This is a genomic window from Devosia sp. 63-57, from assembly GCF_001899045.1.
Classification (GTDB): domain Bacteria; phylum Pseudomonadota; class Alphaproteobacteria; order Rhizobiales; family Devosiaceae; genus Devosia; species Devosia equisanguinis.
In genome coordinates, this window is record NZ_MKUY01000005.1 from 1,519,055 (window position 1) to 1,539,805 (window position 20,751).

17 protein-coding genes and 1 pseudogene are annotated in these 20,751 nt (G+C 61.4%); 4 read left to right on the plus strand and 14 right to left on the minus strand.

Annotated elements, in window-relative coordinates; genetic code table 11:
• Window positions 1-1,191: pseudogene (locus BGO80_RS15565) on the minus strand (hypothetical protein); the annotation flags it as partial.
• Complete coding sequence (locus tag BGO80_RS15570; RefSeq protein WP_286722181.1) at window positions 1,191-1,517, minus strand: helix-turn-helix domain-containing protein; 327 nt, start codon at window positions 1,515-1,517, stop codon at window positions 1,191-1,193. The gene BGO80_RS15570 and the pseudogene BGO80_RS15565, both read right to left, overlap by 1 nt.
• Window positions 1,518-1,912: 395 nt before the next feature.
• On the opposite strand from BGO80_RS15570, the gene BGO80_RS15575 reads away from it, so the two are divergent.
• The 3 genes from BGO80_RS15575 to BGO80_RS15585 all read left to right on the plus strand — a co-directional run bounded on the left by BGO80_RS15575 (window position 1,913) and on the right by BGO80_RS15585 (window position 6,515).
• Window positions 1,913-4,951, plus strand: a complete 3,039-nt coding sequence (locus BGO80_RS15575) for a DUF4214 domain-containing protein (RefSeq protein WP_286722182.1) — start codon at window positions 1,913-1,915, stop codon at window positions 4,949-4,951.
• A gap of 176 nt (window positions 4,952-5,127) precedes the next feature.
• Complete coding sequence (locus BGO80_RS15580; RefSeq protein ID WP_286722183.1) at window positions 5,128-5,919, plus strand: SapC family protein; 792 nt, start codon at window positions 5,128-5,130, stop codon at window positions 5,917-5,919.
• A gap of 89 nt (window positions 5,920-6,008) precedes the next feature.
• Window positions 6,009-6,515 (plus strand): hypothetical protein, encoded by a 507-nt coding sequence (locus BGO80_RS15585; protein WP_286722184.1) that lies wholly within the window; start codon window positions 6,009-6,011, stop codon window positions 6,513-6,515.
• Here BGO80_RS15585 and BGO80_RS15590 read toward each other — a convergent pair whose 3' ends face one another.
• The 6 genes from BGO80_RS15590 to phnN form a co-directional block, all read right to left on the minus strand.
• Window positions 6,516-7,931, minus strand: coding sequence for a phosphohexomutase domain-containing protein (locus BGO80_RS15590; protein ID WP_286722185.1), 1,416 nt, complete (start codon window positions 7,929-7,931; stop codon window positions 6,516-6,518).
• Window positions 7,932-8,008: 77 nt separating this feature from the next.
• Window positions 8,009-9,346 carry a phosphonate ABC transporter, permease protein PhnE gene (phnE, locus tag BGO80_RS15595; protein ID WP_286722186.1) on the minus strand — a complete coding sequence of 446 codons (1,338 nt, stop codon included), beginning with the start codon at window positions 9,344-9,346 and terminating at the stop codon, window positions 8,009-8,011.
• Window positions 9,343-10,317: a phosphonate ABC transporter, permease protein PhnE gene (phnE, locus tag BGO80_RS15600; protein WP_286722187.1), complete on the minus strand. Its 975-nt coding sequence runs from the start codon at window positions 10,315-10,317 to the stop codon at window positions 9,343-9,345. The genes phnE (BGO80_RS15595) and phnE (BGO80_RS15600) overlap by 4 nt, the downstream gene beginning before the upstream one ends.
• 80 nt (window positions 10,318-10,397) lie before the next feature.
• The gene (gene phnD / locus BGO80_RS15605; protein ID WP_286722188.1) at window positions 10,398-11,300 is read right to left on the minus strand and encodes a phosphonate ABC transporter substrate-binding protein; all 903 of its coding nucleotides are present in this window, start codon (window positions 11,298-11,300) and stop codon (window positions 10,398-10,400) included.
• Between the two features lie 67 nt (window positions 11,301-11,367).
• Window positions 11,368-12,201: a phosphonate ABC transporter ATP-binding protein gene (gene phnC, locus BGO80_RS15610; RefSeq protein ID WP_286722189.1), complete on the minus strand. Its 834-nt coding sequence runs from the start codon at window positions 12,199-12,201 to the stop codon at window positions 11,368-11,370.
• A gap of 94 nt (window positions 12,202-12,295) precedes the next feature.
• Window positions 12,296-12,892, minus strand: a complete 597-nt coding sequence (phnN, locus tag BGO80_RS15615) for a phosphonate metabolism protein/1,5-bisphosphokinase (PRPP-forming) PhnN (RefSeq protein ID WP_286722190.1) — start codon at window positions 12,890-12,892, stop codon at window positions 12,296-12,298.
• A 131-nt stretch (window positions 12,893-13,023) separates the two neighbouring features.
• Between phnN and BGO80_RS15620 the strand changes: the two genes are divergently transcribed.
• On the plus strand, window positions 13,024-15,453 hold the full coding sequence (locus BGO80_RS15620) for a bifunctional diguanylate cyclase/phosphodiesterase (RefSeq protein WP_286722191.1): 2,430 nt from the start codon (window positions 13,024-13,026) through the stop codon (window positions 15,451-15,453).
• 20 nt (window positions 15,454-15,473) lie between these two features.
• Here BGO80_RS15620 and cobM read toward each other — a convergent pair whose 3' ends face one another.
• Genes cobM through BGO80_RS15650 form a run of 6 tightly spaced genes read right to left on the minus strand, consistent with a single transcriptional unit; the run spans window position 15,474 to window position 20,721 of the window.
• Window positions 15,474-16,232 (minus strand): precorrin-4 C(11)-methyltransferase, encoded by a 759-nt coding sequence (gene cobM / locus BGO80_RS15625; RefSeq protein ID WP_286722192.1) that lies wholly within the window; start codon window positions 16,230-16,232, stop codon window positions 15,474-15,476.
• Entirely contained in the window at window positions 16,229-17,440 is a 1,212-nt protein-coding gene (gene cbiE, locus BGO80_RS15630; protein ID WP_286722193.1) for a precorrin-6y C5,15-methyltransferase (decarboxylating) subunit CbiE, read from the minus strand. The genes cobM and cbiE overlap by 4 nt, the downstream gene beginning before the upstream one ends.
• The gene (locus BGO80_RS15635) at window positions 17,437-18,192 is read right to left on the minus strand and encodes a precorrin-3B C(17)-methyltransferase (RefSeq protein WP_286722194.1); all 756 of its coding nucleotides are present in this window, start codon (window positions 18,190-18,192) and stop codon (window positions 17,437-17,439) included. The genes cbiE and BGO80_RS15635 overlap by 4 nt, the downstream gene beginning before the upstream one ends.
• A complete protein-coding gene (locus BGO80_RS15640) occupies window positions 18,189-18,914 on the minus strand; it encodes a precorrin-2 C(20)-methyltransferase (protein WP_286722195.1) in 726 nt (241 codons plus the stop codon). Before BGO80_RS15640 ends, BGO80_RS15635 begins: the two co-directional genes overlap by 4 nt.
• Entirely contained in the window at window positions 18,911-19,543 is a 633-nt protein-coding gene (locus BGO80_RS15645; RefSeq protein WP_286722196.1) for a precorrin-8X methylmutase, read from the minus strand. The genes BGO80_RS15640 and BGO80_RS15645 overlap by 4 nt, the downstream gene beginning before the upstream one ends.
• Entirely contained in the window at window positions 19,540-20,721 is a 1,182-nt protein-coding gene (locus BGO80_RS15650) for a ferredoxin-like domain-containing protein (protein WP_286722197.1), read from the minus strand. The genes BGO80_RS15645 and BGO80_RS15650 overlap by 4 nt, the downstream gene beginning before the upstream one ends.
• Between the last annotated feature and the right edge of the window lie 30 nt (window positions 20,722-20,751).

Sequence of the window (20,751 nt, forward strand, 5' to 3'; positions counted from 1 at the left end):
AAGCGAAAACGTCTTGAGCACACCCAGATGCTGCTCGGCCGCCGCCAGCAGCGCCTTGACGTCGGCGCTCTTCTGATTGCCCACCGACTCGCTCGTGCTCCGCGCCGCTACCGCCACCTGTTCGGGCATCGCCACGAATACCGGTGCCGCCGGCGCGAATTTTGTGGGAGCCGCCAGTACATTTCCGGCCCAATGCTCGAAATTCGGCTCTTCGATCGGCACATAGTGCGAAACCACGACCAGATCCGCGACGCTCGCCACCTGCGGCCCGCTCACCACCACCCGGTCTGCCGCCTCGTGCACGAACCGCACCGGCTCGTTGCTCTCTTCGCGCACCACTGCGGCAACCACGACCTCATGCTCCGGCAAGACTGCCAGGCGGATCGTTTCGGCCTGCGCAACCTCGCTCGACTTTTCGCTCTCGCCATCGGTCTGTGTCGCCACGTGCAATCCATAGGTAGCCGCAATCGCCGTCAGCGTCGCCGCCAGGCTGCCCGTGGCCACATGCCCGCCAAAACCGCTGCGCCCGCTTTCGCCATGGTGATCACGCGCCACCTCAACGCCGGCCCGCGCCTGCACGCCATGCGCTGCGCCATCCCCGGACGGGTGTTCGCCGGCCTCTTCGGCCCGCAACTGCGCTTCGATGGCCTGGATGATCTGCAATGCGTCGGCATCGCTCAGCGCCACCGGCCCCATCGGCGCATCGTCGACACCATCCAGCGACGCCTCCGCCGCATGCGCGGCTTCCATCAGGTGATCGCTGGCCAGATACAGCGACCAGATCAGCGCCGCCATCATCACGCCCGGATGCAACCGCACCACGCTGTCATGCCGCGCCTTGCGCAGCTGCACCACATTGCTGGTGGCCGCCCGCGCCGCCACTCCGCGCACGAACTGATCGATCAGCCCGGCGAAATCGCTCCCGCGCAGCGGCGTGTCGAGCCCCGGGCTATCGAGCAGATATAGCCCGTCGATTCGGCACAGGTGCACGAACACGTCGCCATCCGGCCGGCAGAACACGAACCACGGCTCACCCTCGTCGGATGTGCCGCGCTCGGTCTCGATGCGCATATTTGCCTGGATGAGCAGAGCCTCGACGCGATAAAGATCGGCCAGTTCCTGCCGGCTCCAATCGCCGCCGGAACCGGACCGGGCCTCACCCGCCGCCGGAAAGCTCAGCACTGTGGACATCAGCCCTCCTGATGGCCCGCTGCGACTGCTTCGTCAGCGAACAGGATCTCGTACGTGACGGGATCGTAATACATCAGCAATTGCTTGGCGAATATTTTGTGGTCCATTCCCAGCGCTTCCGCCCAGTCGCGATAGCGGTTCGGCGGAATGCGGCCGCGACCGTTTTCCAGCTGCGAGATGAAAGTATAATAGTCGAGCTGCAATATCTTGGCCAGTTCGCGCTGCGAAATGCCGCGCGCCTCGCGCGCCTCGCGCATCCACGCGCCGGCGGCCTGCCGCAGTTCAGTGGTTTCGCTGCTCTGGGCCTGGCCCATCTTCGCCAACATGGCGCCGCTCTCCGCTCTCTGGCCGGTGGCGAAAGGATTGTCTCTCGCCTGTGGCCTGGGGGTCACATTTATTCCGTGCCCCCGTTCTCTCAAACCCCAGCTTTTCCGTCAATTCCCCTTGGTATGAATTTTACTGCACACCCCTCTTGCACCGGCTCGATTGAGCGAGTACACAATTCGCCATGTCAAATGGACGTCCGGCTGGTTTGATTCATGTCGGTACTGTCATTTGCGGCTTGGGGACTGGGGGAGGTTACTTCGGTCTTTCAGGGGAAATACATCGACTTGGCATTGTTCTTTAGGGAACCTTAAGCTAGCTCGATGAGAAGGAATCTGCGTGTCGGGGCGTCCCGCGCGTTTGAGCAACCGTCATTGATAAAGAGGATATCGATCCAATGGCACTCACCACAGCACAGCTGGTTACCCAGCTCTATGTTGGTTTCTACAACCGCGCCCCCGATCCGGAAGGCCTGAACTACTGGATTGGTCGCGTCAACGCTGGCGTTTCGCTCGCTGACATCGCCAATTCCTTCGCTGCCTCGCCGGAAGCGATCTCGACCTATCCCTACCTGGCGCTGCCGAACGTTGTCAGCCCCGAGTCCTTCCTCAACTCCATCTACATGAACCTGTTCGGTCGTGCGATCGATACCGGTGCTGGTAGCGGCCTCGAATACTACAGCGCTATGCTGGCTTCCGGCGTTCGCCCGGGTGAAGTTCTGGCCAAGATCCAGCTCAACGCCAACACCAATGCTGGCACCGACGACCAGGCCTACCTGGCCAACAAGGTTGCCGCTGGTGAATACTTCGCTAGCCAGGCTGCTCAGAAGCCGGGCTTCGAATTCAATGCTGCGGCCAAGACTGCTGCTGCCTCGGCAGTGTCGTCGGTTAACGCCGACCCGGCAAGCGTCGATGCGTCCAAAGCTGCCACGGATGCCTTCATTGGTGGTCCTGGCGCAGATGGCGACATTCTTGCTTTGACCGCTGGTATCGACAACCTCGTTGGTACAGCCAAGAACGACGTCTTCAACGCTATCGAAACAACTAACCCTGTTGCTTCGACGCTGTCCAACATGGACAAGCTCGATGGTGGCGATGGCGTTGATACGCTGAATGTCGTTCAGTCCGCGGCAATCAACACCACCACCATTGCTGGTCTCTCGGTCAAGAACATCGAGATCGTGAACCTCACCAGTGGCGCGTCTGTCACCACCAACACCACTAGCTGGGTTGGCGTTGAGAATCTGAACGTTGCTGCCGCTACCGATGCGACGGTGACTGCTTCTGCTTCGACCAATGTTGCTGTTGGTGCAGCCGCTCTTGTGGCTGGTGTAACCGTTAACGGCGGTAAGGATGTGACGGTTACTGCCGCTGACACTTCCACATCGGCAGTCAATTCGGGCGCTACCATTTCTGTTGGTGCGGCGACTGCTGCTGCTGGCGCTGTCAACGTCTCTTACACTGAGACTGCCTCGGACTCTGCGCTCGACAATTCTGGCATCACTGGTGCTGGTATTTCCGTAACGGGTGGTACTTCCGTCGTTGTGAATAGCCTTGTGTCTGCAGGCACTGCTGATAACGTTGGTGATATTTTCACCGCTGGTGCAGTTCAGGTGAATGGCACTGCCGGCACCACCTCTGTGACCGTCAATCAGTCTGCTGCTACCGAACTCTACAATGGTACGTCGCAGAAGAATATCAAGGTCACCAACGGTGCAGTGACCATTGTTGACGGCAACGCTGCTACCGCTGCCGACACCATCAAGACCGTTACTCTCGAGAACTTCGGTCTCGCGACCATCACCTCGACGGCTCTGGATACCTTGAACCTCAAGGGTGGCGCCTCGGCTACCACTGCCAGCGGTAACCTTGACCTGATCAAGTCTGCGGCTGACACCACCACTGCTGTCACCACCCTGAACGTTAACTCTGCGGGCGGCTTCATCGGTTCGCTCGGTGTTGCTGGCACCAGCACTCAGGCAGCCGGCTTCACTGCTGTGAACATTGCTTCTGCTGCTGACACGACCTTCGCGAACGCTGCCCTCGCTGGCAACAAGACCCTGACCGTTAGCGGTTCTGGCGTGACCACCTTCACCGCTCTCACTGCAGCGAACAACGCTGCCCTGACCAGCATTGTGTCCACCGGTGGTGGTCTCAAGATTGGTACCGAGCTGGCGAACAACGTCTCCTTCACCGGTGGTGCTGGTAACGACGAAATCGCTGTCGGCGCGACGACCAAGGCCATCAACATGGGCGCTGGTAATGACGTTGTGACCGTCAGCACCACCGTTCTGGGCGCTGGTGGTTCCATCAATGGCGGTGACGGCATTGATACGCTGGTTGCCAACGTCAATGGCTCTGCCTTTGTTGGTCTGCCTGGCTTCTCTGGGTTCGAAGTTCTGCGTGTTGCTGGTGCCGCTGCACTGGGTACTCACAACGCTGTTGGCTTCACCGCACTTGAAGTTGGTGCTGTTGCCGGCAATACGACGTTTACCAACGTCGCCGCTGGTATTGGCCTGACCCAGCTTGCCAGCTTTGGTGGCGGTTCTGACGTTGTTGTTACTCTGGCCGATGCCACCGGTACCAACGACACCTTCAACCTGACCCTGAAGTCTGCTGGTGCCATCGGTGCCGCTGGTGAAACCATCACCATCAACGGTGTTGAAAACATCAACATCACCTCGACGGACACGGACACCACCGCACACCAGAACACCGTCGCTTTGATTGCAGACGCAGCAAAGTCGATCGTTGTTTCTGGCAACGCTGGTGTTGCCTTTGTCAACGCTCCGGCCACTGTGACGTCGTTCGACGCAACTGGTGTCGTGGTCGGTAAGGCCACCGACAATGGTGTGACTTTCACCTCCACCAACGCCACTGTCGCTGAAAACGTGTCCATCAAGGGCTCGAACGGCGTCGACATTCTGTCTGGTTCCGCTACCGCAAACGACACCATCTACGGTGGTGCTGGCAACGATACGCTGATCTACACCGGCGGTACCGACTTCCTGTATGGTGAAGCTGGCAATGACACGTTCGATGTCAACGCTGTTGGCACCAAGACCTCTTACCTGACCATCGGCGACGCCGTTAAGGACGATAAGATCGATCTGGCCGGTGCATCTGTTGGTACCATTCAGAATGGTGCGCTTGGCGCTAAGGTGACGCTTGGTGCTGCTGCGACTTTCGACCAGTACTTGGACGAGGCAGCAAAGACCATCATTGTCGATCTCGACGATGCCGATGCTGATGGCAACGTCGCAACCGGCATTGACGCTGTTGTGAAGTGGTTCCAGTTTGGTGGTGATACCTTTGTGGTTGTCGATAATAGCATCGCTACAAGCTTCCAGAGCGGCACGGACAGCGTAATTAAGCTGACGGGGCTTCTCGATCTGAGCACTTCTGCCTTCGCTGGGGAAGTTCTCACAATCGCCTAATTACTTTAGAGCGCCCGCATTTGCGGGCGCTCTTCAATCGCCTTTAGGACCTCTGCAATCATCTTGCAGAGGTCTTTTCATATGAACCAACCAGCACCAAAAGGTGGTCCTGCAATCAGGTTTCTGCTAGGCACGTGATAAATTGGCTTGGACAGTCGTTTAAGTAAGGGTCTGCCGTGACAGCGCGAATTGAAATACTGCGAGCTTCTATTCATGGAAAAAGTGGCTGGAGACAGCCGGCAGGATATGGGCATGCCGCCTCAATAACGTCTGTCGCCATTGCGGCGCAGGAAATCGGACAGGTGGCCGTGAGCTTGCCATTTGGCTTTTTGGCTGGAGACGCTGCGGGACCTGTCGCAATTCTTGGCTTTGACGAAAATGCAAATCTTTTCGTTGCTCAAGATGGTCGCTGGCTTGGAAGATACGTCCCAATTGTGTTCCGGACCTATCCCTTCAAGCTTATGGCCTTGGACAGCGGTGAGTTCGCCCTCGGCATTGATGCGGCTAGCGGCCTTATTTGTAATGCCGCTTCTGGGACGCCATTCTTCAATAACGAAGGAAATGCGACCGAGCAGGTTCAGGCAGTTTTACGCCTTCTGATGGAAACACGGCGGGGCATAGAAACTGGCGCTGCGGCTAGCCGTCGTCTATTCGAGCTAGACCTGCTCGAGCCGTGGCCCTTGAAAGTACAGCGCGAGAATGGTGAAACCGCTGTAGAAGGGCTTTTTCGGGTTAATGAGGCGAAGCTAAACAGCATGGATGATGCCGGTTTCCTGGAAGCCCGCAAGGGAGGGCTATTGGCATTGGCATATGCTCAACTTCTCTCAATGGGCAACCTTGGACAGTTTTCGGACTTGGCGAGAATACGAGCTAGCCATCAAAAACAGCAGGAACAAGTGAAATCAATGTTCCACGATACCGCGCAAGACGAGCAACTCGACTGGGATGCCATCCTGAAAAATGACTGAATGAGCGCATATGAACATTCATTCATATTCCGTTCATATCGCGGCAGGGCTTGTGTTCAAAATGAGGCAAGAGACTTTTGACTGATTCGGTGCCGATTCTGCCTGTTTCCGGGCTTACCATTGCCTATAGCGCTGTCGAGGATCGGCTGGTTCTCTGGCTGCGGGGGCAGGATCAGGTCGTGCCGCTGCTGTTCACGCGCCGGCTTTCTGCCTTGTTGATCAATGGTTTGGCTGGCATCCTTGCCCGCTCCAGCCCCGCCGCCGCCCAGGCGCCGGCCGCTTTGCGCGATGATGTCATCCTCATGGAACATCAGGGCGCCATGGCCCAATCCGCCGCGCCCACCCCCGATCTCGCGCCTCCCGCGCCGACTGAGGCCACCGCCGCCCCCATGCTGGTCGAAACGGTGAATATCACCACCAACCCCATGGATTTCCAGCTGATTTTCCGTCCCCCCGGCGGCGGCGGCCTCGCCATAAAACTCTCCCGCGCCGACCTCCACCGCGTCCTAGAACTCCTCCGCCGCTACACCCAGGAAGCCGATTGGGCCCTCCCCACCCAACCCGGCTGGCTCACCACCCAGGTCACGGTGAATTAGCTAACCCCTTGCCGCCAAATCCTTTTTGGCGGCAGTCAGCCCCCAGTCCAGCGCCGCGTCAGCCTGTTTTTCGTCCGCCGCTTCTACATAGCACCGCAATTCCGGCGCATTGCCCGATGGCCGGTAGTGGATCATGGCGCCATCATTAAGCCAAAATTGCAATCCGTCGATTTCGGCGAAACGCTCGATAACACGGGGATAGAAATATTTCTCCGCCCAGCCGCGATCCCGCAAGTCCTTGAGCAGGCTCGCACTTTTCTCCTGCGCCACATCCTCTAACCGCCCTGCCACTGCCGCCCGCAGCGGCAGTGCGTCGACCACCTCGGCCACCGACCGCCCCTCCCGCGCCGCCATCCCGAACGCCCCCAGCAGGGGCAGAACGGCGTCCCGGGTCATCAGGGCGGAAAGGCCATTTCCGACAGAGACTTGGCTCCCAAGCAATGTGCCGCCATTGGCTTCGAAGCCGATGACTGCATTGCCGCCCTCAGCCAGCGCCTTTTCCATCTCGGCAATCACATAAGGTGACCCCACCCGCGTCCGGCGAACGGCCTGGAAGAAGCCGGTGGCCTCGATGGCATTGTTGGATGTGACTGGCGTAACCACTTGATAAGACTGGATAAACTGCGCCGCCAGCAGCCCCAGAACATCGCCGCGCACAAAGCGTTTCTGCCCATCCATGAGCAGGGGCCGGTCCGCATCGCCGTCTGCCGAGATAATCGCATCGAGCTGATTTTCATCGATCCATCCCGCCAATGGGGCAAATACCGCATCCGAGAACGCCTCGGTATCCACCGCCACAAACCCCTCCACCCGCCCCAACCGCACGACCTCGGCACCATAACCCGAAAAGATCTCGGCGAGGATATCGCGGATAACCGTGGAATGTTCATAGACACCAATGCGTTGCCCCTTGAGCGCATCGGCTGCGAGCACGCCGCGATAGCGCGCGACATAGCGGGTGCGTGCGGCCTCCGCTTCATCCGCGACGGGTTCGCTATAATTGCCTGCCGGCGCCGCCTCGCGCAGCGCCGCCACGATCCCGGCCTCGTCGGCTTTGCTGATTTCGCCCGATTTCCGGTAGAATTTCAAACCGTTGCGATCCGCCGGAATGTGGCTGCCCGTCACCATGATGCTGGGCGCGCCAGCGCTCATCGCATGCAGGGCCAGAGCAGGCGTGGGGATGGTACCGCAGGAAATGGCCGGCACACCCATTTCTGCTGCAGCAGCAGCGCAGTCGGCAATGATCCCTTGCGTGCTGGCACGGTAGTCGCCGGCCAGATATAGCGCTGGCACGGCCTCGCCCAAACCCTGCAGATAGGTGATGAAAGCCGTCGTGTAGCGACGCGCTTCGGCGCCCTGGAGGTCAACGGCCAGGCCGCGCAGGCCGCTGGTGCCAAATTTGAGGCTGTTGGTCATGGCGTCTTCGATCCCTGTGTTGCCAAGGCACTAAAGCAAGGCAACCGTGTTGAAAACAGGGTTTCGACTCCAGACGGCTAGCGATTATTGCCAATGAGGCGAGAGCGGATTGCCGTGCTGAGATTGTCGAAGATGAACACCACCAGCAGGATCAGCAATACCATATACGCCACCTTGTCCCAGTCGGCATTGGTGCCCATGGCCTCGAGCAGTTTTAGCCCGATGCCGCCCGCGCCGACCGCGCCGATGACCGTGGCAGAACGGATGTTGCTTTCCCAGAAGTAGAGGGATTGCGAAACGAAAACGGGCAGCACCTGGGGAACGACACCATAGCGGTTGACCGCGGCTGGGCTTGCGCCCACCGATTTCATGCCTTCACGTTGCTTGTCATCGACGTTCTCCAGCGCTTCCGCATAGACCTTGCCAAGGGCGCCGCTGTCGGTGAAGAAAATCGCGGCAATGCCAGGGATCGGTCCGGGGCCGAAGCCGCGGGTGAAAAACAGCGCCCAGATAAGCATGTCCACCGAGCGCAGGAAGTCGAAGAAGCGCTTCATCAGCCAGTTGGCGGGGCGGCTGGCGGTGATGTTGCGTGCGGCCAGGAAGGCCAGTGGGAAGGCAAAGACGGTGGCGAGCAGCGTGCCGACGAAAGCCATGACCAGCGTCTGCATGAGCTTGGATAGGATATCTGCATGTTGCCAGGTCTGGTTGCCCATGAACTGCTCATAGACGAGTTGCACATTGGGTGTGCCGGTGACCAGCTGTTCGCCTGAGAAAATCAAGCCGATGGTGGAGATGAGGTCACGCCCCCAGAGCGGGGAGCGCGGGTCGTAAAGAAAATTGGCCCATCCCAGGAAGCGTCGCTGCACATAGACTTGGTTGTTACGGATCTCCGCCTGCCCCTCGAAGCCAAAGTCCACGGTGACCTTTTGCCGGTCCTGCACAATAGCGGCCGGCGCCCCTTCTGGCGCCAATGCGCCGTCGGCGGTGATCGCCACCTGCCAGACCTTGCCCTCGAGAAGGACGTCGACTTCCTGTGGTGTGACTTCGAGGCGGTCGGTCGCTCCAAAGGTAACGGTCATCCCGCCATCGGCGCGTGGCGTCAGCCAGTCGATTTCTGCGTTGGCGGGATATTGACCGCGGCTAGACCATTGCGCCGTAACCTCACCGTTCTCGCCGAAGCGCAGCCGTGGTTGGGCGCGCCAGCTATACCAGTCCTGCAGATAGATAGCGGCGCGATCCCACTTGCCGTTTTGGAGTGCCGGGCCGACATTGAAAAACATCCAGGCGAAGGCCAGGTAGAGCAGTGCCGCAACGATACCGATCAACAGCCCATAGCGTCTGATGGCCGACCTGTTGAACACTTCGGGAAACTTGGTCTCTAGCCGCTTGCGCTCGGCAGTGCTGATGGCGCTCATGCGGCGGCCCTTCCCAATTCGAATCCCTGATTGTCGACAAGTCGCCGGCGCAGCCATCCGGAGAATTGGTCGATGGCAATGATGGTGATCAGCAGAAGAATGATGATGGCATAGGTTTGGGCGGCATAATCGCGCCCGATGGAAAGCCGGAACACTTCGCCAATACCGCCACCGCCCACGGCGCCGATGATGGTGGAGGCGCGCACATTGATTTCGAGCCGCAGCAGCGTGTAGCTGACGAAATTGGGCATCACCTGTGGGACGATGGCGTAGCGCACGCGTTCGAGCCAGGTTGCGCCGACCGATTTGAGGCCTTCATCGGGCTTCATGTCGACATTCTCGACCACCTCGAAGAACAGCTTTCCGAGCGCGCCGATCGTGTGCAGGGCGATGGCAGCGATGGCGGCGATCGGTCCGATGGACAGTATGGCGGTGAGCAACCCCGCGATGACGATTTCGGGAAAGGCGCGCATCACTTCCATGATGCGGCGCACACTCCAGCGCACGGCACGCGCGCCAACCAGATTGGTGGCAGCAAAGAAGCAAAGCAGGAAAGCAATCGCGCCGCCGATAATGGTCGCGACGATGGCGATATTGACCGTCACCACCAGCTGATAAATGAAATAGGGAATATAGAGCGTATCGGTCAGATAGACGCGGTTGGCGGTGTAGTCATATTTCTGTGAGCCATCGAGATAGGGCGATGGCAGATCGAACATGGCGCGCACAATTTCGAGCGGATCGCGCGGCAAGAAAGTCTTGATGAAGTCGAACATATAGGGCAGACGCTCGATGAATTTGCCCGAGTTCTGTGCATTCGCGAAAGCCATGGCGGCGGCAAGTGCGGCAATCAGCCCAACGACGATGACTAGGCTGTAGATGCGGCGGTTGAACACCTGTGCGCGATAGTGGCGCAGCACGGTTTCACCAGCGGGTGACAGCCCGGGCAGATTTTGGGAGATGTCGGCCATGGGCAGTGCGTCTCCAACGGATGGATGCCACCGGAAAAGAATGGTGGCGGTGATCGAGCACCGCCACCGCAGAATTGGACTTAGCCGCCGATCACCGACTTACGGGCATCGATGATGGTCTGGTAGAAGCTCGGATCGACTTCGATGTAGTCGGTATTGGCGCCCTGGGTATATGCCTGGAAGCAGGCCAGGTCGGTCTTGGGCAGCTGCTTGAAATAGTCTTCGACCTTGGTCTTGAGCTCGGCCGGCAGCTTGTTGGAGACCATTAGCGGGCCGTTCGGGATCAGCGGCGAGCGCCACACTTCCACGATATCGTCCATATCCAGATTGCCCTTGGCGACCATCTGGTGAAGATTGCCACCGGAATAACCCTCGGCCCATTCGCCAACACCGGAACCGAAAGTGGTGCCGGCATCGAACTGGCCGTCGAGAACCGCGAGAACCAGGTTCTCATGGCCGCCGCCGAAGCCGGTTTCAGCGAAGTACTGGTCGATCGGCATGCCGAGTTCTGCCGGCAGGGCCACGTTGGGGATGAGGTAGCCAGAGGTGGAGTCGGGATCGGCGAAGCCAAGCTTCTTGCCCTTGAGATCAGCAAGCGTCTTGATGCCGCTATCGGCGCGGGCCACCATGAGCGTGTAATAGCCGCTCGAACCGTCGGAACCGGTATAGGTGAGGATCGGGTCGACGGCCTCGGGGTCCTTCAGATAGATCGAGGCATAGGACGATGCTCCCATGGAGGCGATGTCGATGGTGCCGCCGAGCAGGCCCTGGATAACGCCGTTATAGTCCGGCGAGGGGAAGATCTGCACTTCGGCAATGCCGGTCGCGGCCTTCAGGCCATCGGCGACGCACTGGGTGTTGCGGATCTGGTCGGCTTCGTTTTCCGAGCCATCCAGACCAATGCGCAGGACCGACACGTCCTGGGCAAAGGCGGCGGTGGACAGGGTAAGGGCCACGGTGGCCAGGAGCAGTTTGCGGATCACGGGAAGTCTCCTTTGGTGACGCGTGAGAGATCGGCAACCGGCTTGCCGGCTGCGGAACGGGGTTAAATCAGGGGGCCTGCTGCGCATTGGTTGGCGTGCGGGGCAGGCGAGGGGCGCTGAGCGGCGCCAGCGATGTCGACGTCATCGCTTCCGAGAAAGCCTCCTTGAGGCCGTCGGCGCCGTATATGGCGCGCGCCACATCGGTGGTCAGTTCGTCGGGGGTGCCGTCGAACACCACACGACCGGCGCTCATGCCGATGATGCGCTGGCAATAAGCGCGAGCGGTATCGAGCGTGTGCAGATTGGTGATGACGGTGATGCCTTCGGCATTGATGTCGCGCAGGCTGTCCATGACGATCTGGGCATTGCGCGGATCAAGGCTGGCAATAGGCTCGTCGGCCAGGATCAGTTTGGGCTTCTGCATCAGCGCCCTGGCGATGGTGACACGCTGCTGCTGGCCGCCGGAAAGCGTCTGCGCCCACTGCGTGGCAGTCTGTGCGATATCGAGCCGCTCCAAGGCCTTGAGGGCCTCATATTGCTCGTCTGCCGAAAAGATCTGCAGCAGGTTGAGCAGGGGATTGCGGCCATTGAGGCGGCCGAGCATGACATTGGTGATCACGTCGAGGCGCGGCACCAGGTTGAACTGCTGAAAAATCATGGCGCAGTCGCGCTGCCAATTGCGCAGTGCCTGGCCACGCAGGCTGGATACCTCCAGGCCATCGAAATCGATGATGCCCGAAGACACGTCGTTGAGCCGGTTGATCATCCTCAGAAGGGTGGATTTGCCGGCCCCCGAGCGACCGATAATGCCCACCATTTGTCCGTCGGCGATCTCCAGGTTCACATTGTCGACGGCGGTCTTGTCGCCGAAGCGTCTGGTTACCTTTGAGATCCGGAGCATTGGGCAGGTCCCTGCTGTTCAAGCCGGATGCCTGCCTAGGGGCTGGGTATGAAACGGGCGTGTCGGATGGGTGACGATCCGATGACAGCAAAGTCTAGCGTGCCGCGAGGCCACGCAATGTGGTCACCAAGGCCATCCCCGCCATTTCGAGAGATCCGGAATTGTCGATCTTGACCAGATCGTTTTCCTCGGCTTGCCAGGCGTCGAGACGGGCCAGCCGCAGCGCAATGCTGGCGTCATCTTCCCGGCCGCGCGAGCGCAGGCGTTGCTCGACAATGGCCCGCGGCGCTGTAATGGCGATAGGCAAGGTCCGCGGAAAGCGTTCGCGCGCCGCCGCGATCATGCCGCGCGAAAGATTGGCGACGACCACCTTGCCGGCATCCACCGCAGCCGACGCCGACATCGGTATGCCATAATGCAGGCCATGTGCCGGCCAATGCAGGCAGAACGCGTCGTTCTCCACCAGCCGCGTGAACTCTTTTTCGGTCACACCGATAAAGTCTTCGCCGCCCGCCGTTGTCGGGCGCGTCACGGTTCTGCGCACAAAGACCATATCGGCGTCATTGCGCAGCTCAGTGGCCGCATAGGCAAGCACGCTGTCCTTGCCCACCCCGCTTGGTCCGACCACAGGCACAAAGACGCCTGCAGTCGCGCTGCTTGGTATCGATGAATTTCGGTAAGCATAAGTCATTTATGGGCAGGGATAGCGACGCCATGTGACAGGAAAGCGACGTGTTTTCGACCGCGGCGTAACCGATCCGTAAGCCGCTCGAAGTATGTTGGGGCAATTACGGATGGCGGATTGCGAACGTGTACCCAGTAATGGAATTTTTCTTCCGCGGCCATGACTTGCGCTTTGTGGTGCTGGCCGCTGTGATCTGCCTGATCTCCGCCTATGCCTGTGTGACGCTTGCGCGCCATGCTGCGCGTGTCGCCGGACAGCTGCGCATGCTGTGGTGTGCGGTCTCGGCCCTGGTCGTGGGGTTCGGTATCTGGGCCACCCATTTCATCGCCATGCTGGCCTTCCGGCCCGGCTTCGAGCTCAGCTATGACCTGGGTCTCACCGCAGTCTCGCTGCTGATCGCCGTGATCATCTGCGGTGGCGGTCTGGCACTTGCTATCCATGGCGATGGTCGCAGGGATCATCTTCTCGGCGGTGCCGTCGTCGGTGTCGGCATTTCGGCTATGCACTATGTCGGCATCGCTGCGCTGTTGCTCGGCGGCTCCATGCAGTGGAGCAACGGTCTGATCGGCCTTTCCATCCTGGCCGGCATCGCCTTCTCTGCTGCAGCGCTGGCCAGCGCCATGGGCGGTGGGCGTAATCGTGTCATCGGCGGAGCGGCGCTGTTGACGCTGGCGATCTGCTCCATGCACTTCACCGCCATGGGCGCGGCCGATTTTTCGCTCTGCTTCCCGTTCATGAATGTTGAGCACCAGATTGACAGCACGCTGATGTCCATCGCGGTGGCGCTGATATCGCTGATCATCTTGACCGCAGCTTTTGGCGGTTTGCTGCTCGATGAGGCTGACCGACGGCGGACGATGCGGGAGCAGCGGCGCCAGCTGGAAGATGCGGAACGCTTGGCGGAAGTCTCCAATAAGCTCACGCTGGCGCTCGCCCATATGGGGCAGGGCTTGGTGCTTTTCGGCAGCGACGCGCGCGTGCAATTGCATAATGAGCGTGTCATGCAGATGCTGGATCTGCCGTCCCATATCGAGCTTAAGGGCATGCATCTTGACGCCATCTGCCGCATGCTTTTGCGCGATGGCAAGGATCAGGACGATATCGAGAGCAGAGGTTGCCAACTGGCAAAGCAACATCTGGACATGGTCAAGCATGGCGGCGGCGAATCGGTGGAAACCGTCAACGGCTCTCGCTCTATCCGGGTTCGCCACTCGCTCGTGGGCGACGGGTCTTGGGTGACCACAATCGAGGACATCTCCGAGCGTGTCCGCAGCGAGGCCGCAATCGCCCACCTAGCGCAGCACGACGCCTTGACCGGTCTGCCCAACCGCATGCGCTTCGATCAGATATTTGAAGAGCAATTGTCGGAGTCCCATCGGGGCGACACGAAACTGGCGCTGATCGCGATCGACCTCGATCGTTTCAAGGAGATCAACGATTCCTATGGACATTCCATGGGCGATGCCGTCTTGCGCACACTGGCGGAGCGGCTGACGGCCAATCTTGCGCCAGGCGAGGTCATTGCGCGCCTCGGCGGCGACGAATTTGCTGCCCTCAAGAGCTTCACCAAAATGGACGGCCTGCGCGAATTCCTGCACCGGCTGGAAAAGGCGATCTTTGCAAAAGTCGTCCATGACGACGTCGCAATGGTGACCTCTGGCAGTATTGGTGTTGCCATTTACCCGCAGGACGGCACCGATCGGTCCAAGCTGCTCAACAATGCCGATCTCGCCATGTATCGCGCCAAGGCGGAGTTCGATCAGCGCATCTGCTACTATGAGCGGGAAATGGACGAGCAGGCGCGCCAGCGCCGTGCCATGGCCCGCGATCTGTGGACGGCGGTGGAGGAAAACGCCTTCACGCTGGCCTATCAGGTGCAAAAGTCGATCTCCAGCGGACACATTACAGGGTACGAAGTGTTGTTGCGCTGGGATCGGCCGGGTTTCGGCCCGGTCTCTCCGGCGGAGTTCATTCCGGTGGCAGAGGAATGCGGCGCCATCTATGCCATCGGGGCTTGGGTGCTGAAGACGGCATGCGAGGACGCGGCAACCTGGCCGGAGCCCTACAAGATCGCCGTCAATGTCTCCGGGCTGCAACTGGCGCAGTTCGAGCTCGTCGACATGGTCAAGATGGTGCTCATGCAATCCGGCCTGGCGCCGGGGCGTTTGGAACTTGAGGTGACCGAGACGGCGATTATTGCCGACAAGAAGCGCGCCTTGGCCATATTGAGCCAGATTCGGTCGCTGGGCGTGCAGATCGCCATTGACGACTTTGGTACCGGCTATTCGTCGCTCGAGACGCTGCGCAGCTTCCCGTTCGACAAGATCAAGCTGGACCGCTCATTCATGAGCGAGGTGGAAACCAACGAGCAATCCAAGGCCATCGTACGCGCTATTCTCGCGCTTGGCCGTAGTCTGCGCGTGCCGGTGCTGGCCGAGGGCGTGGAGACCCGCGCCCAGCTCGATGTGCTGCGCGATGAGGGCTGTAACGAGGCTCAGGGTTTCCTGCTGGGGCGTCCCGGACGTATCGATTGGGCCGATATGCTGGAGCTGCCCCTGCGGGCCTGACAATTGCGTTGGGAAGCGCCTTAGCGCCGGTCTCGGAACCGGCGCTGGTAGTCGGGGTCATAGAGGGCGCTTTCGCGGAAATCGCTGACGTCCAGGCCCTTGCCGACGAAGATGATTGCCGTGCGCTCAACCGGGTTTTCGGCGAAGCGCTCGGCGATGTCGCCCAGCGTACCGCGCAGGATCATCTGCTCTGGCCAACTGGCATGGGCCACGATGGCGACGGGACAGTCGGCGCCATAGAGCGGGGTCAGTTCCGCCACGACCCTGTCGAGTGCATGGATTGCCAGATGAATGGCCAGCGTCGCCCCGGTGGCGCCGAATCCCGCCAGTGTTTCGCCTTCGGGCATTGGCGAGGCGCGCCCGGAGAGGCGGGTCAGAACCAGGCTTTGCGCTAGACCAGGTATGGTCATTTCCTGCCCGAGCGCGGCTGCTGCCGCGGCGAAAGCCGGCACGCCGGGGGTCAGGGTATAGTCGATCCCAAGTCGGTTGAGGCGCCGGATTTGTTCCGCCACTGCGCTCCAGACCGAAAGGTCGCCGGAATGCAGCCGCGCCACGTCTTTGCCTTCGGCGCTGGCCCGGACATATTCGGTCTCGATTTCATCGAGCGACATTGGCGCGGTGTCGACGAGGCGCGCACCGGGAGGACACCAATCCAGCATGGCACGCGGCACGATGGAGCCGGCGTAAAGGCAAATGTCGCAGCGGGCAAGCAGGTCGCGTCCACGCACGGTGATGAGATCGGCAGCGCCGGGGCCGGCGCCGATGAAATGAATGGTCATGGCTTGGTCCAGCGCAGTTGTGTCACCGGCATGGCCGGCCGCCAGCCCGTCATGTTGCCCACCTCAGCGGCGCGCGACACGGCGATGCGGGTGAGTTCGCCCCCATGCTCGGCGTGAAAGGCAAGGAGCATCTGTTCCATCTCGAGCGTCACCGCATTGGCCACCAGCCGGCCACTGGGGCGGAGCGCGGCCTGCGCCGCAGCAAGGACACCGTCCTTGGAGCCGCCGCCCCCCACGAAAATGGCATGGGGTGGTGCCAGGCCGTCGAGCGCCGCTGGCGCAAATCCCTCGACCACTTGCAGTTCAGGTACACCGAACGCCTTGGCATTGCGGGTAATCTGGGCTGCCCGATCCGTCCGCGCTTCGATGGCAATACTGCGCAGGCTCGGATCGGACAGCATCCACTCGACACTGACTGAGCCGGAACCGGCGCCAATATCCCACAACACTTCGTGCCGTCGCGGCGCCAGTGCCGCCAGAGTCAGGGCGCGGATATCCCGCTTGGTGATCTGCCCGTCATGCTCGAACAGGTCGTCGTCAATTCCTGGCGTCAGCGGCAGGATACGCGCGCCGGGCAGTGGAACCACTGTGACTGCGCAGATATTGAGCGGGTCGATATCGTCGAGAGCGAAGAACTCGGCCATTTGCGAGCGCACACGCTCGCGCAGTCCGCCCATCGCTTCAAGCACAGTGATGATCGAGCGTCCAAAGCCCGCCCGGGTGAGCAGCGCCGCCAGCCTTGCCGGTCCGCTCTGGTCAGAGGTCAGCGCCAGGATGCGTGCCGCCGGATGCAGAAACGGCAGAATGTGTTCCTCTGCGCGCCCATGGAGCGAGAGGCTGACCACGTCCTGCAGCGGCCAGCCGAGCCGTGCAGCCGCCAGGCTGAAACTCGAAGGATGCGGGAGAACACGCATCTGCGCCGGATCGACCTGTCGTGACAGGGTAGCGCCCACGCCGTAGTGGAATGGATCGCCGGAGGCCAGAACGCAGACGGTGTGGCCTTTGGCGGCAAGGATCGCCTCGACGGATCGAGAGAATGGCGACAGCCACGCGTGTGTTGCCCCCGAGATCGCCTCGGCAGCCAGCTCGAGATGTCGGCTGCCGCCAAAGACCAGCTCGGCGCCTTGGATGGCAGCACGCGCGGCGGGCGACAGGCCCTCGAGCCCATCCTCGCCAATGCCGACTATTGTGAGCCAGGCATCACTCACATCCCCACTCCACGTGGGGAATAAACCAGCGGATCGCGCCCGGGACGCTCAATAACGCGGGTCTCCGCCGACCCGATGATGACACAGGTCGCCATGTCGGCATGCTGATGCTCGGCTTCGCCAAGAGGCACCACGGCGAAGCGCTCGTCCGGCCGCCCGATGGCCCGGCCAAAGATCACTGGGGTCGTCACGGGTAATATCTCGCGCAGGATCTTGAAGGCGGTCGACAGTTGCCAGGGCCGCGCCTTGGATATGGGGTTGTAGAGCGCCGTCACCAGCCCGGCATCGGCCACCGCGCGCAGGCGCCGCTCAATGACATCCCAGGGCTTGAGATTGTCGGAGAGGGAAATCGCGCAGAAATCATGCCCCAGCGGCGCTCCTGCGCGGGCTGCAACCGCCAGCATCGCAGTTACGCCGGGCAGCACGGCGATGTCGAGCCGCCGCCACGTCTCGGGACCGGTTTCCACGGCCTCGCAGATCGCCGCTGCCATGGCGAAGACACCAGGGTCGCCCCCGGAGACGACGCAGACCGAGGCTCCGCCGGCGGCCGCATTGAGCGCGGCTCGGGCGCGGTCAATCTCCTCGCGATTGTCCGAGGCCATGCGCTTCTGGTCGGGCCGCAGGTCGAGCCGGTCGAGATAGGGGCCATAGCCGAAGAACATCTCGGCCGCGGTGATCGCCGCGAGTGTTTCGGGCGTGGTCTGGCCGGGATTGCCCGGGCCGGTGCCGACGACGACGAGCTTGCCGGTCATGGGCGTTCGCTCCAGCCGGCGACGAGCAGCAGCGAAAAATAGGGCGCCGTATCATCGGGCTTGTCTGCGAGACGGACAGACTGGCCATTGGCCATGGTGCCGCGCTCGACATAGACGGCGTCAGCGAGCCGGTTGGCGGCGGCAAGTGCACGGCGGACCTTTGGCAGATTGCGGCCCAGCTTCATGATCACCGCACCATCGCTATCCTCAAGTCGGCGCACGAGCTCCGCTTCGTCAAGCGTGCCGGGCAAAACCGTCAGCACCTCGTCACCCTGCACCAGCGGCAGGCCGGCGCTCGACCAGCAGCCGGACATGGCGGTGATCCCCGGTATGACCTCTGTGGGATAATGCGGTGCCAGGCGGACATGCAGGTGCATGTAGCTGCCATAGAAGAGCGGATCGCCTTCACTCAGCACGGCGACGCTGCGACCGGCATCGAGATGGACTGCGATACGGGCGGCCGCCTCGGCGTAAAAGTCGCCGATTTGCTGCCGATAGTCGGCGTGATGGCGATGAATCTCGGTGGTCACCGGATAATCCAGTGCCTCTTCGACCTGGCCCGGCCGCATATGCTCAGCCACGATGGCGCGCGCATTGCTGGAATTGCCCCGCTTGGCAAAGAAGGCAACCACGTCGGCGCCGGCAATGATGCGCGCCGCCTTGAGGGTCAGCAGTTCCGGGTCGCCGGGACCAGTGCCGACGCCATAGAGATGCCCGCTCACAGCCCTGGCCTCGCCAATGCATTGAGACAAGCCGAAGTCATGGCGCTGCCGCCAAGCCGGCCGCGCACGATGGCGAAGGGGACGCCATAACTGTTTTCGGCCAGCGCATCCTTTGACTCCGACGCCCCGACGAAGCCGACAGGCATGCCGATAATGGCCGCCGGTTTGGGCGCGCCGTCGCGCAGCATTTCGAGCAGGTGAAAGAGGGCCGTGGGCGCATTGCCGATGGCAACAACTGCCCCGGCGAGCCTGTCGCGCCACAGGTCGAGTGCTGCCGCCGAGCGCGTGGTGCCCAACCGGCCCGCCAGTTCCGGTGTTTGTGGGTCGCGCAGCGTGCAGATGACGGCATTGTCGGCGGGCAGGCGGGCGGCGGTGATCCCGCGCGCCACCATCTCCGCGTCGCAGAATACTGGGGCGCCAGCTCTCAGCGCTTCGCGCGCGGTGGTCACGAAACCGGGGCCGAAAACGAAGTGCTGCGCCGCCTCCACCATGCCGGCCGCATGGATCATGCGCACGGCCAGTTCTGCTTCGTCTTCGGAAAAGGCAGACAGGTCAGCCTCGGCACGAATGATCGCGAAAGACCGGCGATAAATGGCGTCGCCGTCCTTTATGTAGTCGTATTCCGTCATTGGTCTTCCCGAGCCAGCAGTGCTTCCAGGGAGAATGCAATGCCGCTTTCGTTCACAATTCGATCAGGCGTATCGCTTGCGCGGCCGCCGATGACAAGACCAATGCCCTGCGGCACGCCGACCATGGTCATGTCGGCGCGCTGCGGATGTGCACAGCCCTTGCTGCATCCAGAGACATGCAAATGCTGGCCCATCGGCATTTTTTCCGCCAGCGCCGCGCCAATGGCCCGTGCATCGATGAGGCCAGAGGCGCATCCGCGATTGCCGATACAGGCGCTGACCCGCAGTCGCGGATCATCAGGCTGGGTGATGAATCCGAGCGCCGCCGCCTCAATCACAAGCGCTTTGTTTGCTGCGTCGAGCAGCAGCCCATGCCGGGGCGCCAGGCTGATGCATGGCGTTTCGTGCAAAATGGCAGCATCGGCCAAGGCGATCACAGTATCGCCCTGCATGGCGGCGAAGGGCAGGGCGATGCCATATCCCGCGCCGTCGCGCAGGGCATAGGGGCCAATAAGAGCTTCAGCCTCGTCTCGACGACCCTCCTCCCTAGTCGGAAAGAGATCGGTGGCGCGCGCTGCTGGGCCCAACGCCGCAAGCGCAGAAAGCAGTGCAAGGCTGGCAGCAACGGCGCCGGAAGCAGTCATAGTTTGGGGCGATCCGCCGCCCATGGAGACACTCCAGCAATCGCGGTCCTCGGCCACCAGGCGAATGTCGGCCTTGAGGGCCGCGAGAGATATCTGGCCGCCGCCGTCGACAACCACCGAAACCTTGGGGCCCAGTTGGGCAGCAATGGTGCGCGTCCCCTCGACTAACGCTTGGGCGAACAGGCGGGGATCGGCGCGCTCGGTGGGATCAGCGCCGGCAAGCGGAGAGAGGTCAATGACGAGGCCTGACTCCAGTGCAACCAGCCCTGAAACGGCTTCGGCGAAATGGCGCGCGCTGGCATCGCTTAGTCCGCGCACCTGAAGATTGCCGCGGGCCGAGACCTCCAACAGGCCATTGCCATGGTTAAGCGCCAGCGCTGCAATCTCTCGCAACTGCCGGGGCGTGAGGCGGCGTTGCGCAACCCGGATGCGGGCCAAAAGGCCATCGCCGGTTCGCATCGGTGCCGTCAGCGTCGGGCAGGCGCCGCGTCGGCGCGCGCTCGCCCCCACAATCGCTGTTATCGCCTCGTTCACGTGCACTTGTCCCGATCTTTCCCGGCCAGC

Bases quoted from the DNA above. Each gene is read 5' to 3' on its own strand.
- BGO80_RS15645 (WP_286722196.1), bottom strand. From the start codon at position 19,543: ATGACGGAATACGACTACATAAAGGACGGCGACGCCATTTATCGCCGG.
- cobM (WP_286722192.1), bottom strand. From the start codon at position 16,232: ATGACCATTCATTTCATCGGCGCCGGCCCCGGCGCTGCCGATCTCATC.
- phnC (WP_286722189.1), bottom strand. From the start codon at position 12,201: ATGCTCCGGATCTCAAAGGTAACCAGACGCTTCGGCGACAAGACCGCC.
- BGO80_RS15575 (WP_286722182.1), top strand. From the start codon at position 1,913: ATGGCACTCACCACAGCACAGCTGGTTACCCAGCTCTATGTTGGTTTC.
- phnE (WP_286722186.1), bottom strand. From the start codon at position 9,346: ATGAGCGCCATCAGCACTGCCGAGCGCAAGCGGCTAGAGACCAAGTTT.
- BGO80_RS15635 (WP_286722194.1), bottom strand. From the start codon at position 18,192: ATGACCGGCAAGCTCGTCGTCGTCGGCACCGGCCCGGGCAATCCCGGC.
- BGO80_RS15620 (WP_286722191.1), top strand. From the start codon at position 13,024: ATGGAATTTTTCTTCCGCGGCCATGACTTGCGCTTTGTGGTGCTGGCC.
- BGO80_RS15590 (WP_286722185.1), bottom strand. From the start codon at position 7,931: ATGACCAACAGCCTCAAATTTGGCACCAGCGGCCTGCGCGGCCTGGCC.
- phnN (WP_286722190.1), bottom strand. From the start codon at position 12,892: ATGACTTATGCTTACCGAAATTCATCGATACCAAGCAGCGCGACTGCA.
- BGO80_RS15570 (WP_286722181.1), bottom strand. From the start codon at position 1,517: ATGTTGGCGAAGATGGGCCAGGCCCAGAGCAGCGAAACCACTGAACTG.
- phnE (WP_286722187.1), bottom strand. From the start codon at position 10,317: ATGGCCGACATCTCCCAAAATCTGCCCGGGCTGTCACCCGCTGGTGAA.